Origin of the sequence: Pelagicoccus sp. SDUM812003, assembly GCF_031127815.1 — a bacterium.
GTDB lineage: Bacteria > Verrucomicrobiota > Verrucomicrobiia > Opitutales > Opitutaceae > Pelagicoccus.
The window spans coordinates 29344-55980 of sequence record NZ_JARXHY010000001.1 but is presented as its reverse complement, the minus strand read 5'-3'; the positions used below and the strand labels follow the sequence as shown (position 1 = coordinate 55980).

The window sequence follows — 26637 nt, the reverse complement described above, 5'->3', positions numbered from 1 at the left end:
CCGGATTCTCCTATGCAATATATCTGTGGATCGTGGTCACTTATTGGACAACGAAATTGATCATTGCTCAAAGACACAAAGCCCAGACAGTCTCAGACTTCTAAAAACCTCATTAGTTCTTCCCCTTTCTGAAACAGAACATTGTTAAAACGCCTTCCATCCAATTGAATGCGCATTTGAGTACGCTGTCGTTGAACTTTATGTCAAAAATAGGATACAAAGCACCCTATCGTATTCATTTTTCTTGTACATAACAAACCATCCTTCAGTTCCAATAAAGCTAAGCGAAGAAGATCTCGACTTCCTGGAAGCTTTGCCCTGTTCAGTTGACCACTCCTAAGTGTGGTGGGCACTCGCAGCCTATCTAACCACCGCTTCGAATGGCTGGATAGACCCAATGGACTCTTGTGGCTCACCACGGGCGAGTTGGTGCGTCTACTTGTTGCCGGTGACCAATAGATGCTGCCCTGCCCCGGTGGCAATCTAGCTCGAAAATTTCACGTCAGCGACTTGGGAAGAGTCAAGTCGACACCAAGGAGGAGTTTCTCCAGAAAATTGTATTGGCCTGGGACTATCCCGCTGGCGAAGGGGAGGAATCCCACTCCATCCAACACCTCGGGTGCAACAACGTATAGCGTCCCCCTCGCGGACTGGACAACCAATAAGAATTTGGAGGTAGCCTGTTCGGGCTTCTTCTTAGGAGAAGGATCCCTTCTTCCCCTGGACCCCATGGGGTCCGCCGCGGGCGTGCGAGACTTCTTTCCATTGTAGAACCAACCACCTAGTGGTGTGTCCGTCAACCAAGGCAATTCACGTATGGTGGTCGAGCGCCCCTTTTCGTAGTCGAGAATGCCCGCTGTAGGCGGAATGCAAACATCGTAATTAACCTTGTAGCACAGGCCGATCTCCTAATCGCAATCCTCAGCCATCTGCAACAGCCCCGCAAAGGCCCCCTTTCTGATGTCATCGCTCAACAGCTCAAGGCCCATATCGAACCAAATCAAGTCCGGGCTGTAGTTCAGGCAAGCTTCCTCCAAACGCTTCCACCACCTCATCTCGTATTCCTCATACGGATACGGAGCAAAACTGAAATTATCCGTCGAAAAATCATGCGTTCTTTCGTACAGATCTTCATTACCAGGCTGTCCAACATCGAATGCATTGGAGGGATGCCCCCCCCACGCAAAAGCATGGTGAAAGGTCATCACGAACTTAATGTTGCGCTTCTTGACCTCGCGTTCGAGTTCTCCGCTCATATCAAAGCCAACGGTATCCACAATATCCTAACGCGTCGTCTTGGAATCCAAGAGATAATAGTTGTCGTGATGCACCGCCATCGATCCTGCGAATCGCGCTCCTGAGTCCTCAAAAATTTCTGCCCTTTCCGCGGCGTCGAACTTCTCCGGATTGAAAAGTCCAATAAAATCCTTGTATCCAAACTCGTTCTGATCGCCCCACTTTTCGCGGTGCATCTTAAACTCTCGAGACGGCTCCTGCAGCAAGTCGAAACGCGGGGCGTTCGTCCACCAGATCGGCTCCGTCTTGTACATAGCCCAAGCATACCATCCTGTTGTTTGGTACTGCGTAACCACCGTAGCAGGAGCCAAGCAAGTGTAGATTTCGAACTTCGCGTCCCGAAACCACTCAGGTGTGGTGTGCTGAGCGATAGAGGGCCACTCCTCCTTAAAAGTCCACTTCACGCGAGCTAGCGCTGACCCGAGCGCCTCGACTTCGCTATCGTTTCCTAGTTTGTCAGCGGAAACGCTCGTTGTCAAAATGCCACCAACGACAGCAAAGCTGGAAACCAAAGATTTATATCGAAACATCATATTCATTTTTCTATCAATTCCAGAGAGGTACCCAATGGTTCAATTAGGGGTCTCCTGCCCTATCTCAAACGCATAGGCGATTTGTTCAGGAGCATCGTCCTTAAGCGTGATTTTGAGTCCATCATGCTCTTGACGCCAGGATTCGACATAGTCGCCGCTCAGAGAACGAACAGATATGATCGGCTCCTCCTGCAAACTGTTGTTGGAGGCCAATGCGACAATGGTCAGCTCCTCCCGCGGCGTACCGAGAGCAATCGCGTAGAGTTGCTCGCCCCGAGTCGTAAACCGAACATCTTGGGCAGTGTACTTCGTTGCCTCTGCGAAGTGCCCGTCGCCTTTCATATTTGTCGGCCCCTCCCCATAGATCTTCCAAGGGCGCGTACCATAGATAGCGTCACCGTTTATCCGCAGCCAATCTCCTAAGTCCTTCAATACAGCCCGCTGATCTTCCGGAATCGTTCCGTCGTACCTTGGAGACACGTTCAGGAGCAACTGGCCATTTTTGGATACGATATCAATAAAATCATGAATAACTCGACTCGACGCCTTAACCGGGAGCCCATCGATGTAAGACCAGCTATGGAGTGAAATAGTGTCATCCGTTAGCCAAGGCTCAACAGTCAACGAGTTCCGGCGCCCCTGTTCGAAGTCCTCGACGGAAACCGTCTCAGGCATGTCGGTATCCTTGTGCGTAATCATGACATCCTTTCCCCATTCATCCGCCGCGTTAAGGTAGTAAGCCGCAAACTCGTAGCGCTTTTCCCACGGGATTAGGTCTAGCCATGTATCAAACCAGATGAGGTCCGGCTCGTAGTTATCGATGACCTCCTTCAGCGTACCCAGCCAAAACACCTCTAGCCATTCTTCCTCTGGAAGATTCCCGTAAAGAAGCGCTAGTTTTGGATCTTCGGAAGAGGTGGCCAATTCTTCATCCCAGGGATAGTGAGAGTTCCAAAAGGCATGATAGCTGTCTAGGTGACCATATCTAGAAGTCGCCTCCTGGAAAGACATGCCCTTGTAGCGTTGCAGGTGCCGAGCGTGGTGAAAGGTCGCCACCGTTTTCAAATTACGTTTCCGAAGCTCCCTATAGAGTTCTCCCATGACATCTACCTGCGGTGCAGTATCAAAGGTATTCCAAGGAGTGATCTCACTATGCCAAAGAGCGTATCCGTCGTGATGCATAGCGATCGGGCCGGCGAATTTAGCGCCAGCTAGCTCGAATAGATCCACCCATTCCTTCGCATCGAAATGCTCGGCGGTAAAGAGGTCCACCATATCGTGGTAGGCGAAGCCCTCGCCAAACTTCTCTACATGCCACTCGTGCAGGTCGTGGTGGTAGCCTGGTTTCTTACCTTCCCAGTCTTCCTTGCTCGCACGGAAATGCATCCAGCGTGGATACCACTCGTTGGTCTTTTCAGCTACAGTATAAGGCCCCCAGGTAAAGTAGATCCCCAATTTCGAGTCGCGAAACCATTCCGGCGCTTCGTAGTGCTTCGCCAATGACTGTTCGTTCGCTTCATATCTCGGAGTTTCGGATACATCATCATTAGCACATCCCGCAAGTGAAACGACGAAGAAAGATCCTATAATTCGTATAGTATTATTAACTGTATTCATATTCCTAATCTCTCAAAACTTATGCGTTGTCCATCGCCCTCGATGGCTATCAAACCTCTTCATGTCCGTCGTGGACGACGCCCCCTACCTGAGCTTAAGCTTGTAGCACCACGCGTATTTCCCATTGGCGTCCCTGGGAAAGTCCAAGCGCAGCCCGGTAGCACTACGCTCCCAGCCAATCTCCGCATCCGTCCCGATCAGTTCCACTCTTTCGATTTCCCGATCCAGAAACGGATTGATAGTCGCTAGCATGACTGAGCTCAGCCGCTCCCCGCTCGGCCGGTCCAACACGATCAAGTAGAGCGTGTCCCCATCCTTACTACGCGTAAATCGGATATCCTTCTCCGTGTAGCTCGCTTCCCAATTCTCGTTAAAGTGATCCTCCTTCGCCAGCTTCGTTGGCCCTTCTTCCGCGATCCCCCAGGGACGCGTCTCGTAAATAGCCTCACCATTCATCTCCAGCCATTCGCCCATCCCCAGCAAAGTCTCAACCTGATCCTCCGGCAACGAGCCATCGGGCTTCGGGCTCACCGCCAACAGCATGCAGCCGTTCTTGCTTACGATGTCGATTAGGATCTCGATCATGACCTTAGCCGAGCGCGAAGGGGTCGTATTGTAGTACCAGCCTCCTAGCGGCGTATCCGTAAGCCAGGCGTCTTCGCGCAGCCCAGTCGAACGCCCCTTCTCGTAGTCGAGGATCCCTGCGGCTGGCGGAAAACAAACGCTATACTTGATCTTGTAGCTGATCCCCACCTCCTGTTGTCGTTCGGCCGCCATGTTGAGCAGTTTGGCGAAGGCCTTCCGGCGGATCCGATCACTCATCAGCTCCAGCCCCATGTCGAACCAGATCAGGTCCGGACTGTACTTACGGCAGGCTTCCTCAAGTTTTCGGTACCAGAGCTCCTCGTATTCTTCATCCGGATACTCACCGAAACTGTCCGGATCCTCGTTAAACTCGTGGGGCCGACAGTACAAATCCTCGTTCCCCGGCAGCCCGCCATCGAACTTGTAAGATTCGCTGAAGAACCACCAACAGAAGGCATGATGAAACGTCATCACATACTTCAACCCGCGCTTGCGCGTCTCCTTCTCAAGCTCCCCGCACATGTCCACCCCCGCGATCCGCTTGCTATTCCAACGCGTCACCTCCGAGTCCCACATCATATAGTTGTCATGATGCACCGCGATCGGACCCACATACTTCGCCCCCGACTTCTCGAAAACGTCCAGCCATTCCCGCGCATCGAACCGAGTCGGCTGAAACTCCTTGATCAGATCCTTGTAGCCAAACTCGTTCTGATCCCCCCACAGCTCCCGATGCAACTCGAACTCCTTGCTCGGCTGATCCCCCGGAAGCAGCTCATTCGTCCAATCCTTCATCTTCCGGTTGTACATCGCCCAGCCGTACCACTCGGTCGTCCGATGCTGGGTCGCCAGAGAGGCCGGCCCCAAGTTCGTGTAGATGCCGAACTTCGCATCGCGAAACCATTCCGGCGTGCGGTGCCGAGCGATCGACGACCATTCCTCCTGGAAGACAGTCTGCTGGACACTCTCTGGCCGGGATTTGGATTCGCTGCGGTTCTCTTGGCTCACCTCCGAAGTACTCATATCCGCTAGTTCTACCTCAGATCCCCAAATCTTTCCATGGACAAAAAGACCGTAGTAATGGACTATATCTGGATATGCCTTCAGTCTCCCCACAAACAAAAGGCGAATCTGCCGTCGCCCAACTCCTGCACAAGCGCGGAGCAGTATTCGAGAGGTTCGAAGACGTCCCCCTCGAAACCATACGCTATCTCATGCGCGGAGCGGTTCCTGGCATGCGAGTTGCCCACCTTTCCCCCGAGCTGACCGAACGCTTCCTCGCCCTCCCCATAACCAGAGACCTACTATGCACTCGAGCTGGCTACCACGAGGCTCCGCGGACCCACTACATGCCCCGCCCGGTCGGGATCGACGATACCATCTTCATCTACAATCCCGATGGCCGCGGCTGGCTCGAGTACCAAGGCAAAAGCTACGCAATCGAAAAGCGCGACGCCATTCTGCTCCCCAGTAAAGCCCCTCACGCCTACGGAGCCGACCCGGACAATCCGTGGAAGCCCTACTGGGTTCACTTCCAAGGCAAACAAGCTTCCGACTACCTCGATCTCATCCGCTCGACCACACCTCTCCCCGTCTTCCACGTCGCCCAACACCAAGAGCTCACCTTCTCCATCGAGCAACTCCTCCAGCTCATGAGCGACGCCCACACCCATACCAACCTCGTCGCCGCCACAGGAGCGCTAAGCGCCCTGCTCGGCCTCATTCAGCTCCGCATGCGGGCCGCCGAAAAACGTACCCGCACCGCCGACGAAAACGTCGAGAAAAGCATCGAGTTCATGCACCGCAACCTCTCGCGTCGCCTCACCCTCGACGATCTCGCCTCCTCTGCCTCCATGAGCGCCAATCACTTCGGCACCCTTTTCAGCAAACGCCACAATTGCTCCCCTATCAACTACTTCAACCAACTCAAGGTCCAACGCGCCTGCGAACTCCTCGCCACCACCACTCTACGCGTATCCGAAATCTCAGAGCAACTCGGCTTCACTGATCCCTACTACTTCTCCCGCCTCTTCAAGAAACACATGGGAGCCTCTCCCAGCGACTACCGACAGACACAGGAAATCCGTATCACTTCAACACCTCAACTACCAAGCGACAGAACAGGTTCTTTTCAACAGAATGCTGAGACGCAGCTCAAGCGATTCCTAGCCCTGCCTGGGAGCTCTGAATAGTGTCTTCTCATCTCATACATCTTGCCCCGCCCCCACTGGCAGAGTCTTCAGTCCATTGCGGCAAGTAGTGAATTCCTGGATTCGGACGCGAGGATAGCAAGGTACTGAAGATTGGCCCCGCTCCCTTCGAAAGCAGCATTTCGGGGTAAGGAGCTTCGATTGGGAAATCGATAAAACGCCAAGACCAAACCCTCTCAAAATCACCTTACCAGTTAGAACGGATCCTCAAAAAACGTGCCCCTGCGTCCCAAATCTCAATGAGCCATCCTCTTGTGCTCCTTCTCGGTATCCAGCCATTTAAGATTGTGCTGGATAAGGATTCCCTCCTCCCCACGAGTCATCGGGCCCTCAGCTGTTCCCTTTTCGATGTACTTGAGAATCGTTGCCTTCTGCAACTCAAGGTCCCAGTCGCGCTGTGCCTGATGAAAGAGAGCAATCCACTCCTCGTGTCCCTTGAAGAATCTCCAACGCGCAAGAGCCTCACCGGAAAACCCAGAGGTATCCACCGCTTCCAACAGCGCGATCCGTCGTTCGCAACCCGCAATCCGATCATCAAAATCCCCTACATTCGTCTGCCCAAGCAATCCCGTTTCTCTCCCGAACTGGGGCGCCGTCGTCCACCACTCCGCAAGGTAGTTCGCCATCTGCTCGGCTTGCGTCGGTCCGAAGTAGTCATACGCAACCTTCTCGCAGGTCTGCAAGTAAGATTCGTTCAAGGAATCACTCCAGATCTGATTCTGCAGATTCTTAAAAAATACATCCAAGGGCTTCGTCATCCAATGTATCACGCCGAAACCATGCGCCCTCGACTCGTGAAGCTTGTCGGCAAAATCGGTAGGCGGGGTATAGGGACGCCCCAGGTACATTCCATCGTCGTGGTGTGCCCATTCAATCACTACAAGATTCCGTTTCTCCCCATAACGCCGGAGCCGTTCCCGAAACGCCTCGTTCGTATCGAACTTCATATTGTACTCCAAGGCGTAAGCGGTAAGCTCCTCATCCTGAAAATAGTTTGCGGGAAAGAAGCTCGTATACTCCTCATTCGATCGTATCCAACTACCGTAACCCAACTTAACTTCAGAACGCCCAAGCTCGTCCAAAGCGTTCCGGAACGCCTCGGTTACCTTCGCATAAAACAGGTTAGCAGGAGCCACTGTCGGGAACTGCTCTGTATCAGGCCCGATCGCATCATCCGGAGCAGCCTTGTACTCCTCATGCCATTCATCCGGCAGTCGAGCTAGCTTATCGTCAAAGGGCAAAGGGTTCACCATCCCATCGTACTTCGTACCACTATTCGCCCGCCACCAAACCGTCAGATTCGTGATCCCCGGATAGTCACTTATGATCGTCTCGATCATATTCTTATAGTACAAATAGCCTTCCTCCGTATCCGGACGCGCGACGTAGCGATCCCACATGCGAATACGGTCCTTTTCGGGCAAAGTCATGATCACATTCTGCGGATTCGCATACCCCGTATCCACATCGATCACCCAGTTAAACTCCATACCAACCGTGTTCACCGCGTAGTCTACGACCTCCCGCATCATCGCTTTTGCCCTAGCGACTCGATTCTCCAGCGTAACGCCATCAAACCCGACCTTGCTCACGTCCGCCCCGAAGATGGGCCCCTCGTCCTCGAACAGCTCCCCACCGATCAGCTTCCGAATATCCTCCGTCTGCTTATTATCCCACAGCGGCCCGTACTGAGTATTTTGGATACGCAACACCGGCTTCGTTTCTCCATTGTAGGAAAAAGCATGAAACGGGCTCCAAGAGTACGCATGAAGCATTACGCTCGTATAACGCATACGAGCAGATTGCCGTATCCATTTCTTGTAGTCATCCAAGTTCCAAGCGCTCACCCCGGAAATGAAATTGTACCAATTGAAAACAAGCCGCTCCTGAAACTCCGGGCTAGCAGCCAAATCCCATTTATCGAAAGAAAATGGCCCCGAGTCCGCATTCTCCGCCGCGTTCCCATGCAAATAAAAGCCATAGCCCAGCTTCTGCTCCAGCAGCGCGTAAACGCCGTCAAGCGTCCCGCGGCTATTATTTCCCACGATTACGCCAATCTCGCGCCCACCATTCGTCACCCGCTTCACGACGAAAGATCCCGGCTTCGTAACGCCCGAATCATCGACTAACTCCCTCAAGAGAGGAACACTCCCGTGAGTCCCAAGCAAAATATAGCCCCCACTCTTCGGTTCCTTTGTTCTCACCGGGAAACGGTCACCCTCGTAGATTTCCTCGAGAAAGCGTGAAAGCTCCGAGGCCGCCCACTTCTCCCGCACATCCGCAGCCTCGCTTCGCACGATCGGAATAACCTCAGCCCCCAGATGAACACCTATCATCAGGCACAGCGATACGAGCAACAACGTTTTCATCGGCACACAACAATCTAATCTTGGATGACTCATAGTAAATGTCCCTTCATACGGAACATCAGCACACACGCTATCATGTAATTATCCGAGTTTTTTATGTACATTTGCGTCTCTCGCTCATCAATAGGTCGTGCATGAGCCGAGCCACCGAGCAAAAGAGCGTACTCCTCGCGATGGGCCCCCACTACATCGATCGCATGCACCGAGGTATAGCCCAGTACGCGGGGCAAAACGGATGGCATCTGACAAACCTCTTCGGCAACACACCCGAGCTGATCCAACAACGCGAATGCGATGGCATCATCGCAGTGCTCAGCTCAAACGACCCCTTGAGCGATGCCGTTATCCAACGCAAGAAACCGACAGTCAACTTGTCGATTACCCGCCACCGACTCAAGATGCCGCATCTGACCGGCGACAATGAACAAATGGGGCGGAGCGCCGCTCAGCACTTCTTGGGACGCGGATTCCAACGTTTTCTCTGGTTCTCGGAAAACAGCTCTCCCGCAGCCCAACTGCGCCTAAGAGGCTACCGATCGGAACTGGAATCCAATGGCTTCGAATGCGCCACCCTGATCGTAAGCGAAGCCTTCCAATCGTCTCCTCCGAACTGGCGTACCCTCAGAACTTGGATACAAGAGACTCTCCAAAAACGTGGCTTCCCCTGCGCCGTCTACGCCTTCAAAGATAGCCAAGCGGTCAACCTCCTGGATGCGTGCATCGCCTGCGGATTCCGCGTCCCCGAAGAAGTCGCAGTACTCGGCACCGACAACCACCCGCTCATCTGCCCCACCGCTGCAGTGCCGCTCTCGAGTATCAACCACGACTTGGAAGAGTTTGGCAGGCGGGCCGCAGCCGAGCTAGACCTCATAATGCGCGGGGCCCCAAGCAAAAACCGCATCATCGAGATCCCGCATCAAGGCATCACTGTGCGGCAAAGCACCAACGTATTCGCGATCAATGACACCCACGTCGTGAAGGCCCTTCACTTCATAAACAACCATTTCCAAAACCCCATCAACGTCGCCGATATCGTCAAAGCCACCGGCCTCTCTCGTCGTGCCCTCGAGCGACGCTTCCAAGAACACCTCAAGCTCTCCATCCTCGGCAAGCTCAACCAGCATCGCTTAGACCACATCTGTCGCCTCCTCCGCGAATCCGCAATGCCCATCGCCGACATCGCCGCCCAATCCGGATTCAACACCCCCGAATACCTACACCGAGTCTTCCAAAAGCAAATCGGCACCACCCCTCGCAAATACCGGCTTTCCAAGAAAAGCGAGTTTGCTTCGCCGGAACACGATAACAACGAACGGCCCGATTAAACCGCTAGTCTAATTTAACCGCTTATAGTCAGCTCCCGGGTATCGATTGCTACGATACACTGTCGTTCCGGTCGCGTTCCTTACCCAATTAATCTCTAGGGGCTGTCCTAGCTAAGGAAGGACATTAGGATGGTAGAATGTATATAAGAAGCAGTCGACTCAGCCCTCGCAATCAAGAGGAGCTGATCAAGCTTTTCGTGGCGGGATCCACCGCAAGGGCGACTGCGGAGATTGTCGGTGTGCACCGCAACACGGCGGCGAACTTCTTTTTGCGGCTGAGGGAACTCATAGCCAGCAAGCTCCCGAGCTTCGAGCTGAGCGGGGAGATCGAGGCCGACGTGAGCTACTTCGGCGGAGTCCGCAAGGGCAAGCGAGGTCGCAGAGCGACGACTATCGAAGACCACAAAGACGAGACTCTCGTGAGTCTGAGTATTCGAGAAAATAGTACAGACAGCAAGGACGCACATATGGAAAGCATCTTCCAACACGGGTTCACGACCAAGAAGAACGGCCACGGATTCGGTCTCCACGCGGCCGCGAACACGTCGAAGCAACTATGCGGGGAGCTCACGCTCGCGAGCCTTGGTGACGGAGTCGGAGCCGTCGCCACCCTCAGGCACGAGACTCGATTTCGACCTCTCACGATACCGCAAGCCCGAGTCGTTCGGAAAAAAACGCATTCCCGTTCCAGCACTAGAGTATGGGGCCGCAAACATGTCGCGAAGGAGCAGCGAATGCTGGCGACAAGTCTACAGCGGGTCCGACATAGCCCATTCACCCCGATCCATCAGGCACAGATAGGCGGTTTCTCCCCAAACCGACAACTGGCTTTACCTTGCGACAGATGTAGTGGCTCTCTGTGACAGTCACCGTGCTGTGCCTCAAAGCAGATGAGGCGGTGTGAATTCCGTAGGCTTCATTGATCAGACTCCCGAATTCCTTACGCAGCGAATGGATGGGTTTGCGAGATTTCACTCCGTTCGCGCGGAGCCAAGCAATGAGTTCCTCCTGAGCCTTTTCGGCTCGATGGTATTGGTAAGTTACTTTGTGCCGGAGAGGCGGACGTTTCGACTCCAAGACGAACTCTCCCGATCTCCCAGCAAAGCATTCTTGGAAGAACCGACAAACCTCCTCCGAAAAGTAGGTGACGCCTTCCGAAGACTTCGATTTCAGCTGGTAGTATTCCGTCGCCGTAACATGAATACAGCTCTGCGAGAAATCGAACGAGCTCCAGAGGAGAAGATCAGCCTCGGTTCTTCTAAGTCCGCATACCAGGGTCAGCAGGAGAACCTTGTAAGCCTCCACATTTGTTTCCCTGAGTTCCGAGTCTGCCTTGTCGAGAAGAGCCTGGGCATCGATGCCTCCTTTGTATCGGTACGAAGGTTCTCGGAGTAATCTAAGCGATGCGCCAGGAATCTTCTCGGGAAGATCCAAGTAAGCGAATTTTTCGATCTGCTCTGCCCTGAAGACAGCTTTGTAGGCCCTGATCAATCCGTTGATTGTCGATGCGGATCGCCTGCGTTTGATTTGGCCGCAGACCTCGCCTCTCTCCAAAGCCAAACGGCATGACTCACGCCATTTCGTGAACTGCCTGTCTGAGAGCGAGCAAATCCTGACCTTCTCCACCTTCCTGCGCCATTTCTCGAGTTCCTTCCGGGGTGCCTTCACGGAGGGCGAGCGTTTGATTTCAGCGACTTCAGCGACAAGGGTGATGACCTTCTTGCGGTATTCTTCCGCAGTCATCAACGCGACACCTGGCATCTTCAGAAACTCGGCCAAGTAGTCTCCGAAGGTCAACGCGTCGCCTTTGGACTTAACTCCCAATCCCAGCAGCGTTCGCTCCCAACCGTTCGCGACGACCGACTCCCAAATCGACTTAGCCTTGGCTGCCGCCTTCTCTCGATCGGAGATCTTTAGCGGAATGTCATGCTGCTCCCCGTCGTGGGCGATTCGAACAGAATAGTCCGCACATCTTCGAAGCTCTCCCTTGTGGCGGTAGGTCCGCTGCCGGATCGCGCTTTTCCAGTACGCCAGCGTCGACTTGGACTTGGTTGTTTCGCCGTTTCCGTTGGTTGTCGAATTCTTCAGTTTTTGCCGTTTGCGGGGCTTTTTCGGCGGAAAATTCTGTACTAGTTCTGTACTAGAATCTCCGAAATTCACCTGAATAAGGTTGTTCTGGACTTTTTCAATTTTCGCAGCCATCGTCTCCTAAGTTTTTGATTCACAGTCATTTCACTTGGAAAGGCTTGTAATCCTAGAGACGGAACTTGTAACGAATCGGCCAACTCATAATCCATTGGTCCTCGGTTCGAGTCCGAGCGGGCCTACCAACTCGATAACATCCACCCGTACATCGGTGGACCGAGTTTTGAAAAGGAACCTCTCGAACCAAGGACTTATGTCCTCGGTGTCAGGCATGTTGTTCGCTACGCTGTCGGCTTTCGCCTCGGTACTCGCTTCGCTCGTGAACGAGTCCGAGCGGGCCTACCAACTCGAAAGTAACCCTCCGTCCAGCGGGGGAAAGAGTTCCGAAAAGGAACCTCTCGAACCAAGGACTTATGTCCTCGGTGTCAGGCCTGTTGTTCGCTACGCTGTCGGCTTTCGCCTCGGTACTCGCTTCGCTCGTGAACGAGTCGGAGCGGGCCTACCAGCATCGCGAAACAAAGCCGCTTCGGCCCCAAGAACTCTGCTCAAGAGCAGTCTGACTACGATCTCGTCAAGCAACTGGCGCTCCTCACCCAGACTTCGAATTTTTAAATAGCGGGATCTCTTAATTAAGAAATAGCCTTTTTTTTTAAATAAGGTGCTTTCTTAATTAAGAAAGCGCGTTAGAGCATGAGAATGCATGATTTTGAGGCGGGCAAATGGTTAATGCAGACAGGTTTTCGAAGCTTTGAACCAAGCTTGATCAATCGACCGTGGCGAATCGATGAACCTAAGGTTCTTGAGGCGTTGAGCCGCGCCGACCGCAATCTCGGACGCTTGGACATGTTCTCCGAATACGTACCTAACCTAGACTTGTTCGTTCGCATGCACGTAGCGAAAGAAGCTACAGAGTCTAGTCGCATCGAAGATACCCAAACCGAGATGGAGGAAGCATTGCTGCCCGAAGAGGAAATCGTCGAGGAGCGACGCGACGACTGGCACGAGGTAAACAACTACATCGCAGCGATGGACACCGCGATCGCAACCCTCGTAGACCTCCCGTTTTCCACTCGCTTGCTGAGAGAAGCCCACGCGACCTTGATGTCCGGCGTGAGAGGCGAGCATAAGACACCGGGCGAATTCCGCCGAAGCCAGAACTGGATAGGAGGCTCAAATCCGGGAAACGCCCGCTTCGTCCCTCCCATTTACGAGAACGTGCCTGAACTGATGGGGGATTTGGAACTCTTCGCCCACAACAGCGAGCTGCATCTGCCTCCGCTTCTAAAGGTCGCGATCATGCACTACCAATTCGAAACGATCCACCCGTTTCTCGACGGGAACGGACGCATCGGTCGCTTGATGGTACCTCTGTATCTCGTCTCTCAGAGGATTCTGAAAAAGCCAGTACTCTACCTGTCAGACTATCTAGAACGAAATCGAGAGGAGTACTATGATCGACTGACTCGCGTGCGGACAGAGAACGCGATCGATGATTGGCTGCATTTCTTCTTAGATGGACTTAGCGAAACAGCGGCCAGAGGTGTCGAAACCTTTAACCTGATCCTTCAATTCAAGAACCATTGGGAAGCTGAGATTTCAGCATGGAAACCCCAAGCGACGTCAGGCCTTGCTCTGTTTCAGTTTCTATTCACCAATATTTGGGTCAACGCCCAGGTCGTGTCCAAAGCCGCCGAAGTCTCTCAGCCCACAGCCTACAAGCTAATCGAGCGATTCGTTGACTGTGGCCTACTACGCGAAATGACCGGGGCCAAGCGTGGCCGGCTTTTTCTCTTCGAGCCCTACCTTCGCCTCTTCAAGCGAAACGACTAGGCAAGCTCAAAAGGGGAACGCGCCAAGGCGGTAAGAACCGGTCAAAAAACTCACCTTCTATCGGCCATCGTCATCCACACACCCTCGATCGTACAAACGCTGATCCCTTACGAAGCGAAAAATCCCCGCCGCGGACGACGGGGATCATGGGTCGTTTACTCGGTTTCAGTGGGGAGTTCCCAGCCTCCGCCGAGCGATTGTATTAGACTAATGGTTTCAATCAGCTTCAAGGCCTGCAGCGCCACTTGCGAACGCTCCACCGAGAGAGCGGTTCGCTCGCTGTCCACCACTTCCAAGTAGCTGACAAATCCTTCATCGTAACGAACCTGCGAGAGCGACGCGGCTTTTCGAGCGGCGGTGATCGCTCGAGCGGTGGCTTGCTCGCGCTCGCCGAGCAGACTCACCGCATCCAGGGCGGTCTGCACTTCACTCAGGGCGGTCAAAACCGTCTGTCGAAACTGGGCTTCCTGCTCCGCGTAACGGGCTTGGGCTCGAGCGAGGCGCGACTTGTTTCGCCCCCCTTGAAACACAGGCAGATAAACCTGCGGAGCAAAGGACCAAATCCGATTGTCGTCGTCGATCAAGTCATCGAGCTCGCCACTTTCCCAGCCACCCGATGCGCTTAGGCGAATGCTTGGATAAAAGGCCGCCCGAGCCACGCCAATACGTTCCACGGCCGCTGCAAGCTGTCTCTCCGCTGCCGCCACGTCGGGCCGAGCAGAAACAGCTTCCGCCGGCACGGCCACGGGCAGCTCGGGAGCGGCGGGCAATCGCTCCACCTCGGCGAGCTCGCTGGCAAATCCGGGAGCTGCCTTGCCGAGCAAAAGCGCCAAGGCGTTTCCGAGCTGCTTGCGACGCTGCCGGACTTCCGCCAGGTCCGCTTCCACGGTGGCGAGTTCTGTATCCGCTCGGGCTAGGTCGTATTCGGCTTCCGTTCCGAGCGAAACGCGATCCGCGATGAGATCGCGAGCGTCTCGGCGTGTATCCACCGTTCGCGACACGATCTGTTCTTCACGCAGCGTCGCTCGATACAAAACCCAAGTTTTCGCCACCTGCCCCGCAATGGAGAGCCGCAGGGCGTGGTGCTGAAAAACCTGAGCCGACGCTTCGTAGCGCGCCGCCTTGGTTCCCTTTCGCACCCCGCCCCACAGGTCGACTTCGTAGCTCAAAACCCCTTCGAGCAAACCGTAGTCAACTTCTCGATACTTGCTTTCCAGACTCTGTCCCCTAGAGCCTAAACCATCCACAGCGAGCTGAGGAAATAGGTCTGCTCGTGCCTGCCCGACAGCAGCTCTGGCTTGGGCGATTCGCTGCAGGTCGGCTTGCAGATCGAGATTCTGGGAAAGCGCCAGCTCGATGAGGCGATCCAGCTCCTGGTCTTGAAACAGGGTCCACCAATAGCGCGTCAGTTCTGTGGGGACCGCCGGATCCTGCTGATGGTAGTCGAAACACTCCGGCAGTCCCACCTCTGGCGAGGCGTATTTCGGCCCCACTTCGAAGGCTCCCAACGGGGCCGCCATGCCAAGCAACCCAGCCAGGACGATTGTTAGGTTTATCGTTTTCACGTTTCGTTTTCCCATTTTCCCTATGCTCCCGCCTCTGCCTGAGCGCCTGCCGGCAGAGGGCCTTCGTTTTTAGATTCTACTTTTTTAGTTCGTCCTAGCTTTTCAACTACGACGTAAAACACAGGCGTCAGCAGCAAGCCGAACACCGTCACCCCGATCATGCCGGAGAAGACCGCCACCCCCATGGCACGTCGCATTTCAGCCCCCGCTCCAGATGAGTAGACCAGCGGCGAAACCCCGGCGATGAAGGCGATGCTGGTCATCAGGATTGGACGTAGCCGCAGCTTGGCCGCCTCCACCGCGGCGGCAACCGGTGACAGCCCTTCCGAACGTCGCTGGGCAGCGAACTCCACGATCAGAATCGCGTTTTTGGCCGCCAAGCCAATGAGCACGATCAAGCCGATCTGGGTGAAGATGTTATTGTCCCCCTGGGTCAACCAAACGCCCGTCAGGGCGGCGAGCAAGGCCATGGGCACGATCAGAATGACCGCGAACGGCAAACGAAAACTCTCGTATTGAGCTGACAATACAAGGAACACCAAAAGGATGGATATCGGATAAACGAATACACCGGTGTTGCCCGCGAGCACTTGCTGGTAGGTCAGTTCCGTCCATTCGAAGGCCATCCCCTTGGGCAGATTCTGCTCCGCCAGAGCGGCGATGGTGGCTTCCGCCGTTCCGGAACTGACCCCGGGCGCGGGCGCTCCATTGATCTCCGCCGCGGGATAGCCGTTGTAGCGCATGACGCGATCGGGACCATAGGTCTCGCTGACCTCCACCAACGCTCCGAGCGGCACCATGTCGCCATTTCGATTGCGGGTTTGCAGTCGAGTGATATCTTCCGCTTCGTCGCGGAAGTTTTCGTCGGCCTGGGCCACCACTTGATAGGTGCGCCCGAAGCGATTGAAGTCGTTCACGTATAGAGATCCCAAATACACTTGCATCGTGTTGTAGAGCTCACGCAAATCGACGCCCTGCTGCTTGGCTTTTTCCCGATCCACATCCGCCTGCAGCTGCGGCGTGTTGATAGTGAAACTTGAATACAAACCAGTCAGCTGCCCCGAGGCGTAGCCTTTTCCGACGAGGTCCTGCACGCTGGCGTAGAGGGCGTCCAATCCGAGATCGGCACGATCCTCAACGTAGAGCTTGAAGCCAGCGGTGGTGCCGAGTCCTTGAACCGGCGGCGGCGGGAAGATGGCGATATAGGCGTCTTGGATGGCTCCGAAACGTTGCTGCAGGGTTTGAGCGATTTCCTGTCCTGACATGCCGGGGCCCTCGCGCTCATCGAAATCCTTAAGAGCCACAAACACGATGCCACTGTTAGGCGAATTGGTGAAGCCATTGATGGACAGACCTGGGAAGGCAATTGCGTTCGCCACGCCAGGGTGTTCGAGGGCGATGTCTCCCATCGCCCGAATCACACTATCGGTCCGATCCAGCGAAGCGGCATCAGGCAACTGGGCGAAGGCCACGAGATAGCCCTTATCCTGCGTGGGAATGAACCCGGTCGGCGTTTCCTTGAAGCCCCAACCAGTCAAGGCCAACAGCCCTCCGTAGAGCAGCAGCGTCAATGCGCTGAACCGAATCAGACGTCCCACCCCAGCAGCGTATTTGCCAGCGGTCCATTCGAAGAAGCGATTGAAAGGGCGGAAGAACCAGCCCAACGCGGCGTCGAGGAAGCGCGAAAAAGCGTCCTTGGGAGCATCGTGGCTTTTCAAGAGAATCGCGCTCAATGCCGGTGAAAGGGTGAGCGAATTGATGGTCGAAATAAAGGTCGAGATTGCGATGGTGATGGCGAACTGCTTGTAGAACTGCCCGGTTAATCCGCTGATAAACGCGGTGGGTACGAAAACGGCCGCCAGCACCAGTGAAGTGGCAATCACCGGGCCGGTCACCTCTTTCATCGCTCGGCGAGTGGCCTCGAAAGGACTGTATCCAAGGGCGATGTTTCGCTCCACGTTTTCCACCACCACGATGGCGTCATCCACCACGATGCCGATCGCCAAGACCAGACCGAAGAGTGAAAGGTTGTTGATCGAAAAGCCCAGGGCCAGCATCACCGCGAAGGTGCCAACCAGCGACACGGGCACCGCCACCAGAGGGATGATGGATGCCCGCCAGGTTTGTAGGAATAATATCACTACAACCACCACAAGCGCGATCGCCTCCAGCAAGGTGTGGATGACCGAGTCGATCGATTGGCGTACGAAAATAGTCGGATCGTAAACGATGTCGTAGCGCAGCCCTTCCGGAAAATTCTCCGAGAGATTGGCCATGGTTTCGCGCACTGAGTCGGATACCGCGATGGCGTTAGAACCGGGCAACTGCGAGATCGGCAAGGCGACCGCGGCATTGTTGTTGAGCAAGGAACGCAGAGAATAGAGCGAGGCTCCCATCTCGATGCTCGCCACTTCATCGAGGCGCACCACGTTGCCGGAGGCGTCAGACTTGACGATGATCTCTCCGAACTCCTCGGCCGACGAAAGCCGCCCCTGGGAGTTGATCAGCAGCTCGAAGTCGGAAGTGTCGGAAAGCGGTTGCTGCCCGATCCCTCCGGCTGCCACCTGCACGTTCTGTTCGCGTATGGCGTCCACCACATCACTCGGCACTAGCGAGCGCGACGCCATCTCGTCCGGGTCCAGCCATACTCGCATGGCGTAGTCGCCGGAACCAAACACCCGCACCTCGCCTACACCTTGCAAGCGTGCCAGAACATCGCGCACTTGCAGGGTGGCGTAGTTGCGCACGTAGATATCGTCGTAACGAGCATCCGGACTCGACAAGTGCACCACCATCAGCAGGTCGGGCGAAGTCTTTGTAGTTGTCACACCAAGACGCCGCACCTCCTCCGGCAGTTTCGGCAAGGCTTGAGCCACGCGGTTTTGCACCTGCACTTGAGCGGTATCCAAATCCGTCCCCAGCGAAAAGGTGATGGTAAGCGTCATGACCCCATCGCTGGTGGCCTGGGAATACATGTAGAGCGAGTTCTCCACCCCGTTGATGGCCTGCTCCAGCGGAGCGGCGACCGTTTCGGAAATGGTTTTAGGATTGGCCCCTGGATAGGTGGCTCTCACCACCACCGTGGGGGGCACGACCTCGGGGTATTCCGAGATCGGCAATCGAAAGAGCGCGATCGCTCCCACGAGAAATATAATTATGGATACAACCCCAGCAAAGATGGGTCGTTTGATGAAGAAGTCCGTGAAGTTCATAGCAGAAGGCTCCGGGTTCAGCGCCGCAATGCCCCTGTATCCGGGCAAAGCAGTAGCTCGGCGGGCGTCAGGGAGCGCCCGCATGTGTCAGTTACTTATTTAGGAGAGCATCACTTCGGTTGAAACCTGTAGGTCGCCGCGTTGAGGCGACAGTTCATCCTAGATGGCGGTTCGGCGCCCCGCCCTACGGCAAAGGAGAAACTACAATTGGCGATGCTTTGTTGTGGTGGTGGATTTGAGAAGGCGGCTAGCGCGTTGCCACTTCGATTGGTTCTTGGAAGGTCGACGCCAGTTGAGGCTCAACCGTCATGCCAGGGCCCACACGCTGTACGCCGTTCACGATGACGCGATCTCCCGGCTCCAGGCCTGCGGTGATCACCCGCTCGCCTCCCAGAGAGGCTCCGAGGGAAACTGCTCGATAGGCCACGGTGTTGTCAGGCTGAACGGCGAGCACGAATTTCTGGCTTTGGTCCGTGCCGATAGACTGTTCCTTGACCACGATGCGTGGGACCTGGGCGCTGATCGGGATGCGCACGCGAGCGAAGGAACCCGGGAGAAGCATCTCCTCCGGATCCTCGAAGAGCAGCCGCACCGTCAAGCTTCCAGTCTCCGGATCGATGCGGTTGTCCAGCGATTCCACATATCCGCTATACGAATACGTGTCATCTTGATCCAAACGCAGCTCCACTGGCACGTTTCCATTCTCGTCCGAAAGGATCTCTCCCCTGCTCTTTGCGAGTCGGAACCTCTGAATGGTCGCTTCGTCCACATCCACGTAAACATGTACCTTTCCAGTGGATACAACAGTGGTTAGGAGCGTGGCCCCGCCGGGAGTCCCCGAAACGAGGTTACCCTGAGTGACATAGGCACGGCTCACTCGCCCATCGATGGGCGAGCGCACGAAGGCTCGGTCCAAATCGATCTGAGCGGTTTCCAGTTCCGCCCGGGCCGCCAGGAGCTCGGCGGACGCTTCCGCGGCGAGCGACTGGCGCAGCTCCGATTCCTCACTGGAGATGGCTCGACGTTCAAAGAGCGTTTTGGCGCGGTCCGCTTCACGCTGAGCGGTCCGAGCCCGAGCTTCGGCTTGGGCCACCCGCGCTTGGGCTCGTTCGACCGCGGCCCTGTATGAGCTAGGATCGATCTCGAAAAGGACCTGCCCCTTGGAAACTCGTTCACCCGACTCGAAGTTCACCGAAGCGATCTTGCCCGAAACCTCCGGTCGAAGCTCCACGGTCTCAACGGCGGCGATACGGCCCAGTCGCTCGGTTCTGGCCACCACGAGCTTCTCTTCAGCCGGCACCACCGTAACCTGCGGCGCAGGCGGAGGGCTCGCAGTCGCGGATTGCGGCTCTTCGTTGGAATCCTTCGAGGCCCAAAGGGCTACTCCTCCCGCGAGGACAGCGGTGACGGCAAAGGCCGACCAAAAGCGAGCGCCTTGGCTACGAGGGCGCTTCGCGGACTGGGGGGTAAGCTTGGGGTCGTTTGTTTCTTTGGTATCTTTCATGGCTGGATTAGGCTAGTAGTTGACTACTTATCTAGTTTAAGACGAAAAACGGTGCTGATAAGGCTGCAATGAAATGCGAAGTTTGTCGCTTAGCTGGAGTCCGCTTCGGGTCTCCTAGTGAGCGGAGGTCGGATTCTTGCCTTCTACGGGCGAGCGCAGAAAGGAAACCGCCAGCGAAGGCAGGCGCTCGAGCGGTTTGAGGTCTCCGAGTATTCGGACCTGGGCCATGGAACCCTCCATAAGGGCCCACAAGCCCGCCGCTCGCTCCTCGGGATCGATCGGCGGAATCTCCCCTTCGGCGATAGCGTCTCGGATACAAGACTCGAGGTACTTGCTCTTGCGGGAGAAGATACTACGAGCCGTGTTGGCCACGGCCTCATCGCTGGTCCCCGTCTCGCAAGCGATGGAGAGAACAGAACAACCCAGCACGCGGCCGCGTTGCTCGGCAATGTCACGCTGGTGCTGGATCACTCCCTTTATATAGCTCTGAATGCGATCCATGGGAGTCATCGATGGGGAGAAATGCTTGTCCATGAACGGCTTTGCGGAATTCTCCCAGTAGTGCTCCAAAGCGGTCACCGCGAGGGCGTCCTTGGACGGGAAAAAATAGTAGAAGCTTCCCTTCTTCACCTCCGCCTTGGCGCAGATGTCGTCGATGCGCAAGGAGCCGTAGCTGCCCTCCCAGATCAGATCCAGGACGGCCTCGATCAAACGTTCCTTGGCGTCAGACTTTCTTCCCATCGTGACACCAAAAGATAGTTGACCATTCGTCTAGTCAAGCGGTTTTGACGATTTAGTAGACAAATGGTCAAATTGAAACCATTTCGTCACCCTAGCTGGGATCATCCTCCTTTCTTTGTCGGGTAAACGACTACCAGGACCCTCGCGCTCGCGTCTTCAAGGGCCGCCTGACACGCTGCTAAACGCCTCCTGGCAAGCCCTCCACTTCAAGCACGGGGCGAATTTCCGCGGTGCCGCGATGCGAACCAGGGATTCGAGCTGCGATTTCGATCGCCTCCTCCATGCTGGGCACGTCCACCAGAAAGTAGCCTCCCAGATACTCCTTGGTTTCCGCGTAAGGGCCATCGGACACGAAACGCTTTCCCTCTCGCACGCGGACCACTGCTCCCGTTTCGGGCGCCTGAAGGGGATGAGCCCCGAGAAACACGTCTTCCGACGCGAGCTCGTGGCAGAGCTTGATCGACTCAGCCAGAGCGGCCTTGTAGTCCTCAGGCGACCACGCTCCCTCCTCCGCGTGCAGCAGGATCAAATACTTCACGTGACCTCCCTTCCCTCGTAAGCAGCCTGTAGCGTGGGAATGTCCAGCTTCACCATGCTCCAGACCGCATTCAGCACGCGACTGGTTCGCTCACCATCCGGGTCGTCCATCCACTGGCCCAATTGGGCCGGCACGATCTGCCACGATAGGCCGTAGCGATCCTCGAGCCAGCCGCACTGCACTTCCTTTCCGCCCTCGCACAAGGCGTTCCAAATCCGATCCAGCTCCTCCTGCGTGTCGCAGGCGACCGACCATGAAAAGGCGGTGGTAAACTCCCAGTCCTGCCCGACATTCAGAGCGCAAACGGGGATGCCACCAAGCACGAACTCCACGAACAGGACCTCATCATTGGCGGGATTACGTCGAACCTTGCCCACTCGAGAGTCCGGAATCAGCGAGGTATAAAAAGCCGCGGCTTCTTCGGCCTGGTTCTTGAAGCCGAGCCACGGGGTGACTTTCGTATTCAGTTTCATAAGCCTAATCCGTAGTTGATAATTCGTTACGTTTTCCAAGCGCTAGATTCCAAACCGACGGATCGCGCAACGCCAGGGAGACCCAAGCGACGATGCCAAGCAGCGCCGGCATAAAATAGGGATCACCAACGCGCACATGAGTAGCGACGGCGCCTCCGAGATATGCGGAGAGCATAATCGCTCCATAGAACGCGATGCGAGGAACAAGGTAGAGAATGGCGATCAACACCTCAAGTATCCCGATAGCAACCATGGTATCGATCGACCACCCGAGATGGCTAAACATCTCCTCCTTCCCTTCCCAATCGGTGAACTTTCCGCTGGCGCTCGCGAAGATGAGAAACGCCGACAACAGGCCGCTCAAGATCCAGCCGGCCAGCTTTGTCTTTGATTTGTTCATACAGGCTTGCCTTCGTATCTCGCCTCCGCCTCGGCGCTTCGCTCAGGAAGCGGAAACAGGGGACGGATCTCCACCGTTCCTTTCTTAGCCGGCGGCAAGCGGCTTGCGATCGATATCGCTTCGTCGAGATCGTCTACATCGATGATGTAGTATCCGCCGAGCTGCTCGTTTGTTTCCGCAAAAGGACCATCGGTGATTTGCCGCTTTCCGTCGCGTATCCGCAAACTGGTGGCGCTGTCTACAGGATAAAGAGGCGAGGAAGCTATCCACTTTCCCTGGGCTTCCAGTTCGTCGCAGATCGCCATGGACTCGAGCATGCAGCTTTCGCGTTCCTCTTCCGTCCAAGCGTCTTCCTTTCCATAAGTCAGGAGCATGTACTTCATTGTTCGTCAGGTTGAATGTGAGGCGTTTGGGGAATCATTATCGGTTTCATCAGCCTCCCGCGCAAGCTCCCGAGTAGTCCGGCTGGCTTAAGACCTCCGGATCCGTGATCGACCACGCTTGGTTGTCCATCGGGTTGAATGGCAGCGAAACGTGCTCGTGCATCACCTTCCACTGGCCTTCGATGCGACGGAACCCAACCGTCACCCGCATCCAAGACTTCGCAGCGGGATGATCGTCAGCGACGATATGATGAACGCCGTATGCGAACGCGACATCGCCCGCTACCTGCACCGTGATGTCGCGATGCTCGGACTGGAATGTCTCTGGGAAATGAGGCAAGCAATGCGTCCATGTGTCTCGAATCTCCTCAACGCCAACTCGTTTGTACGGTGGAATCGCATCGAAGAGAATCACGTCCGAAGCATAATTCGCAACCAGTCCGTCTACATCCTTACGCTCCAAAGCATCGGACCAGTCGGCCATCAATTTTCGAATCTTCGCTTCGTCCGCTTTCGTGTCGTTTGTTTTCGTCATAACAGTTTCTCCTTTCGTATTCTTATTTTGTATACCTTATGAATTCGCTGGATCGGGAATCGTAACCATCCATCCGATACCGAATTTGTCCGTCACCATCCCGAAACAAGGCGACCAGAAGGTCTTGCCCAATGGCATGTCGATCTTCCCGCCCTCCGAGAGAGCGTTGAAAACTCGTGCGGCGTCTGCTTCCGTGGATACAGTGAGCGAAAGACGAAAGCCCTCGTAGCTTCCCGACTCGCCACAGCCATCGGAGGCCATGAGATTCGTTTTCCCAACGGTGAAATCCGCATGCATGATCTTGTTTTCGAATCCTGGCTGAAGCATCCCCTCCGGCAAAGGATCCGGGCACTCGCTGAAGCGCATCATCATGCCGACTTTCGCAGCCAAGACCTCCGTGTAGAACGAGAGAGCTTCCTCGCAGCGACCACTGAAAAAGAGGTAGGACTGCACCTGAGCGGACTGCAGGGAAATCGCATCGCGAAGCGCTTCCTCCCGCTCTCGCAGCTTGCCCGACGGATCGGCCTTCGCGAAGTCCTCCGGTTCATAGAAGGGACGAATCTCGATCTCGGAATCCTCCGGCATCGGGTTTGGGCAACGCTTCACCCATTCGATCGCTTCGTCCATGGACGCGACCTCCCACAGCCAATAGCCCGCGACGAGCTCGTTCGTTTCCACGAAAGGACCATCGGTCACCATGCGCTCCTTGCCGCTAAAGCGCACACGCACTCCGGCAGAGCTGGGTTTAAGCCCATCGCCAGTCCGCATGATGCCCGCTTTGACCAGCGCTTCGTTGAACGTCCCCATGTCCGCCATCAATTGCTCGCTGGGCATTTCACCCGCTTCGGAACTCTTGGTGGCCTTCACTAATACCATCACTCTCATAATCGAATCTATCGTTGGTGGGTTGCACATCGCTCCGCTGGACTGACGCCAGGAGCTAATTGAATTTACACCCATTGATCGAAGGAGCTGACGGCAAATCGACAACGGTCGGAGGTTTTTCCAAAAAAATTGGCCCGCCGGGGCGAGGTCCTAGACGGGCAGCCTAAAGCGCCGCGATCCGGCGACGCAGAAAACGGCGCTCCGGCTCCTGCTTGGCGAGTCCGAGGGCCGTCTCAAACGCTGCCTTGGCAAGCTCTCCGCGCCCCAGTCGATGCAGAAGCTCGCCACGGGCGGAATGCGCCAAGTGATAATCGACCAACTCGCCTCGCTCCAACAACGCGTCAATCAAAGCCAGGCCCGCCTCGGGTCCGTCCCGCATGGCGACCGCCACAGCGCGATTGAGTTCGATCACTGGCGATGGCTCGATGCGCAGCAAGACATCGTAGAGGGCCACGATCTGAGCCCAATCCGTTTCCTCGCTCGAAGCCGCTTCGGCATGGGTCGCCGAAATGGCCGCCTGAATGGCGTAGAAACCGAAGCGTCGCGAGGCCAGCGACTCCTCGACCAAAGCGCAGCCTTCAGCGATAAGCTGTTTGTCCCAGCGACTTCGATCCTGATTTTCGAGCAGAACGATGTCTCCTTGGGCGTCGACGCGCGTGGTTCGACGAGACTCGTGCAACAGCATCAGGGCCAGCAGCCCTTTCACCTCCGGGTCGGGAATCAGCTCCAACACGAGGCGGGCCAGCCGGATGGCTTCTTGCGAAAGGTCGAGGCGAGTCAAACTCTCACCCGTGGAAGCGGAATAGCCTTCGTTGAAAACCAGATAGATGACCGACAAGACCGCGTCCAACCGCTCCGGCAAGTCCGCCAGCGAGGGGATAACAAACGGAATCCGGGCGTCTCGAATCTTGGCCTTTCCGCGCACGATGCGCTGGGCCATGGTGGCTGGAGCGGTCAGAAAGGCGCTGGCGATTTCCTCGGTCGTCAGCCCGCATACTTCGCGCAGCGTCAGCGGTACCTGCACCTTGAGATCGATCGCCGGGTGGCAGCAGGTGAAGATCAGCCGCAAGCGGTCGTCCTTGATATCGCGTTCCGCCAAAGAAAGATTCGCGTCCTCGATCTCCTGCAATCGTCGAGCCAGCTCGGGCTGCAGCGTCTCAAGCTTGGAGCGCCGGCGAATCGCATCGATGGCCTTGAATCGCCCCGTGGAAATGAGCCACTCCGCCGGCTTTTCGGGAATCCCATTCTCCTGCCAAGTCTTAACCGCTACCGCAAACGCGTCCTGCATGGCGTCTTCCGCAAGATCCAAATCGCCCAGCAAATGGGCCAAGGTCGCGATCACTTTTCCAGATTCGCGTCGATAGATGGCAGCGATTTCCGCGGAAATAGCAGTTGGACGAGACATGCGTTGTTCTTGCAGTGGGAAACGACAGGCGCGCTGCCCGGCGTCTAGACCGAAAGCTCGTTCGGGCATTCGGCGCCGTCAGCGAAGGCCTTCAGGTTGCCAAGCGTGGTCTGAGCGATGTTTCGCAGGGCGTTGGATGTCAAAAAGGCTTGATGGCCGGTCACGATCACGTTGGGAAACGTGGTAAGACGAGCGAAAATGTCATCCTGCATGACCTGGGTGGAGAGATCCTCGAAAAACAGATCCGCCTCTTCTTCGTAGACGTCCAAACCGACGTGCCCGATCTTTCGCAACTTCAAGCCCTGAATCAAAGCCGCTGTATCCACCAAAGCCCCACGGCTGGTGTTGATGAGCATCACTCCATCCTGCATCTTCTCGATAGCGGCTTCATCGATCATGTGATGAGATTCTGGAGACAGCGGACAATGCAGGCTCACGATGCTGGAGCGCTGATAAAGCTCCTCGAGGGAAACGTACTTCGCTCCCAACGATGCCGCCTTTTCGCTGGGATAAGGATCGTAGGCCAGCACTTCGCAACCAAAGCCCTTCATGATGCCGACGAAGATCTGGCCAATCTTGCCCGTTCCGATCACACCGACCGTCGTGCCATGCAGGTCGAATCCCATCAGCCCCTCCAGCGAAAAGTTGCTTTCGCGCACGCGGTTGTAGGCCCGATGCACCTTGCGATTGAGGGCCAGGATCAAAGCCACGGCGTGCTCCGCCACAGCGTAGGGCGAATAGGCCGGCACGCGGCCGACGCGTATTCCCAGCCGCTTGGCCGCCGCCAAGTCCACATTGTTGAAGCCCGCGCAGCGCAGAGCGATGGAGCGGACCCCGCTCTCCGCGAGGGAGCCGAGAATCTGCGCGTCCAAGGTGTCGTTCACGAAGGCGCAAACCGCATCCGCTTCCTTCGCCAACAGGACGGTCTCCAGGGAAAGGTCCGTATCGATGAACGACAGGTCGAAGCCATAGGCTCGATTTTCCGCTTCGAAGAATTCTCGGTCGTAGGACTTCGCGCTAAAAAAAATGACTTTCATAACGTATTGGGATTCCACTTGATGGGTTCTCGCAACGTAGCTGGCATTC

Annotated in this window: 19 protein-coding genes, 1 tRNA gene and 2 pseudogenes; 5 read left to right on the top strand and 17 right to left on the bottom strand. The window is 55.8% G+C overall.

Annotated elements, in window-relative coordinates; all coding sequences use genetic code 11:
• Positions 1 to 908 precede the first annotated feature (908 nt).
• The 3 genes and pseudogenes from QEH54_RS00230 to QEH54_RS00220 form a co-directional block, all read right to left on the bottom strand.
• Positions 909 to 1700 (bottom strand): annotated as a pseudogene (locus tag QEH54_RS00230) (alpha-L-fucosidase).
• Between the two features lie 168 nt (positions 1701 to 1868).
• Positions 1869 to 3446, bottom strand: a complete 1578-nt coding sequence (locus QEH54_RS00225) for an alpha-L-fucosidase (protein WP_309016592.1) — start codon at positions 3444 to 3446, stop codon at positions 1869 to 1871.
• Positions 3447 to 3530: 84 nt separating this feature from the next.
• On the bottom strand, positions 3531 to 5054 hold the full coding sequence (locus tag QEH54_RS00220) for an alpha-L-fucosidase (protein WP_309016591.1): 1524 nt from the start codon (positions 5052 to 5054) through the stop codon (positions 3531 to 3533).
• A 74-nt stretch (positions 5055 to 5128) separates the two neighbouring features.
• On the opposite strand from QEH54_RS00220, the gene QEH54_RS00215 reads away from it, so the two are divergent.
• On the top strand, positions 5129 to 6223 hold the full coding sequence (locus QEH54_RS00215; protein WP_309016590.1) for a helix-turn-helix domain-containing protein: 1095 nt from the start codon (positions 5129 to 5131) through the stop codon (positions 6221 to 6223).
• Positions 6224 to 6477: 254 nt separating this feature from the next.
• On the opposite strand, the gene QEH54_RS00210 is transcribed toward QEH54_RS00215, so the two are convergent.
• Positions 6478 to 8610 (bottom strand): alpha-glucuronidase family glycosyl hydrolase, encoded by a 2133-nt coding sequence (locus tag QEH54_RS00210; protein WP_309016589.1) that lies wholly within the window; start codon positions 8608 to 8610, stop codon positions 6478 to 6480.
• A gap of 134 nt (positions 8611 to 8744) precedes the next feature.
• Here QEH54_RS00210 and QEH54_RS00205 point away from each other — a divergent pair, with 134 nt between their 5' ends.
• Together QEH54_RS00205 and QEH54_RS00200 are read left to right on the top strand one after the other, a co-directional pair.
• The gene (locus QEH54_RS00205) at positions 8745 to 9935 is read left to right on the top strand and encodes a DNA-binding transcriptional regulator (RefSeq protein ID WP_309016588.1); all 1191 of its coding nucleotides are present in this window, start codon (positions 8745 to 8747) and stop codon (positions 9933 to 9935) included.
• A 143-nt stretch (positions 9936 to 10078) separates the two neighbouring features.
• Positions 10079 to 10321: pseudogene (locus QEH54_RS00200) on the top strand (IS1595 family transposase); the annotation flags it as partial.
• A gap of 388 nt (positions 10322 to 10709) precedes the next feature.
• Here the strand turns inward: QEH54_RS00200 and QEH54_RS00195 are convergent.
• Positions 10710 to 12137 carry a tyrosine-type recombinase/integrase gene (locus QEH54_RS00195; RefSeq protein ID WP_309016587.1) on the bottom strand — a complete coding sequence of 476 codons (1428 nt, stop codon included), beginning with the start codon at positions 12135 to 12137 and terminating at the stop codon, positions 10710 to 10712.
• A 40-nt stretch (positions 12138 to 12177) separates the two neighbouring features.
• Here QEH54_RS00195 and QEH54_RS00190 point away from each other — a divergent pair.
• Both QEH54_RS00190 and QEH54_RS00185 read left to right on the top strand, forming a co-directional pair.
• Positions 12178 to 12265 (top strand) — tRNA-Ile (locus QEH54_RS00190).
• A gap of 622 nt (positions 12266 to 12887) precedes the next feature.
• Positions 12888 to 13910, top strand: coding sequence for a Fic family protein (locus QEH54_RS00185; RefSeq protein WP_309016586.1), 1023 nt, complete (start codon positions 12888 to 12890; stop codon positions 13908 to 13910).
• A 155-nt stretch (positions 13911 to 14065) separates the two neighbouring features.
• On the opposite strand, the gene QEH54_RS00180 is transcribed toward QEH54_RS00185, so the two are convergent.
• From QEH54_RS00180 to QEH54_RS00125, 12 genes are all read right to left on the bottom strand, one after another.
• Positions 14066 to 15475, bottom strand: a complete 1410-nt coding sequence (locus QEH54_RS00180) for an efflux transporter outer membrane subunit (protein ID WP_309016585.1) — start codon at positions 15473 to 15475, stop codon at positions 14066 to 14068.
• 20 nt (positions 15476 to 15495) lie between these two features.
• Positions 15496 to 18687, bottom strand: a complete 3192-nt coding sequence (locus tag QEH54_RS00175; RefSeq protein ID WP_309016584.1) for a multidrug efflux RND transporter permease subunit — start codon at positions 18685 to 18687, stop codon at positions 15496 to 15498.
• Positions 18688 to 18934: 247 nt separating this feature from the next.
• Complete coding sequence (locus QEH54_RS00170; protein WP_309016583.1) at positions 18935 to 20191, bottom strand: efflux RND transporter periplasmic adaptor subunit; 1257 nt, start codon at positions 20189 to 20191, stop codon at positions 18935 to 18937.
• Positions 20192 to 20305: 114 nt separating this feature from the next.
• Complete coding sequence (locus tag QEH54_RS00165) at positions 20306 to 20932, bottom strand: TetR/AcrR family transcriptional regulator (RefSeq protein ID WP_309016582.1); 627 nt, start codon at positions 20930 to 20932, stop codon at positions 20306 to 20308.
• Between the two features lie 178 nt (positions 20933 to 21110).
• Positions 21111 to 21470 (bottom strand): YciI family protein, encoded by a 360-nt coding sequence (locus tag QEH54_RS00160; protein ID WP_309016581.1) that lies wholly within the window; start codon positions 21468 to 21470, stop codon positions 21111 to 21113.
• A complete protein-coding gene (locus QEH54_RS00155) occupies positions 21467 to 21943 on the bottom strand; it encodes a VOC family protein (RefSeq protein WP_309016580.1) in 477 nt (158 codons plus the stop codon). Before QEH54_RS00155 ends, QEH54_RS00160 begins: the two co-directional genes overlap by 4 nt.
• A 4-nt stretch (positions 21944 to 21947) precedes the next feature.
• The gene (locus QEH54_RS00150) at positions 21948 to 22343 is read right to left on the bottom strand and encodes a DoxX family protein (RefSeq protein ID WP_309016579.1); all 396 of its coding nucleotides are present in this window, start codon (positions 22341 to 22343) and stop codon (positions 21948 to 21950) included.
• On the bottom strand, positions 22340 to 22726 hold the full coding sequence (locus tag QEH54_RS00145) for a YciI family protein (protein WP_309016578.1): 387 nt from the start codon (positions 22724 to 22726) through the stop codon (positions 22340 to 22342). The genes QEH54_RS00150 and QEH54_RS00145 overlap by 4 nt, the downstream gene beginning before the upstream one ends.
• A gap of 49 nt (positions 22727 to 22775) precedes the next feature.
• The gene (locus QEH54_RS00140) at positions 22776 to 23261 is read right to left on the bottom strand and encodes a nuclear transport factor 2 family protein (protein WP_309016577.1); all 486 of its coding nucleotides are present in this window, start codon (positions 23259 to 23261) and stop codon (positions 22776 to 22778) included.
• A 36-nt stretch (positions 23262 to 23297) separates the two neighbouring features.
• Positions 23298 to 24146, bottom strand: coding sequence for a YciI family protein (locus QEH54_RS00135; protein WP_309016576.1), 849 nt, complete (start codon positions 24144 to 24146; stop codon positions 23298 to 23300).
• A gap of 163 nt (positions 24147 to 24309) precedes the next feature.
• A complete protein-coding gene (locus QEH54_RS00130; RefSeq protein ID WP_309016575.1) occupies positions 24310 to 25551 on the bottom strand; it encodes an RNA polymerase sigma factor in 1242 nt (413 codons plus the stop codon).
• A 44-nt stretch (positions 25552 to 25595) separates the two neighbouring features.
• Positions 25596 to 26588 carry a 2-hydroxyacid dehydrogenase gene (locus QEH54_RS00125; RefSeq protein ID WP_309016574.1) on the bottom strand — a complete coding sequence of 331 codons (993 nt, stop codon included), beginning with the start codon at positions 26586 to 26588 and terminating at the stop codon, positions 25596 to 25598.
• Between the last annotated feature and the right edge of the window lie 49 nt (positions 26589 to 26637).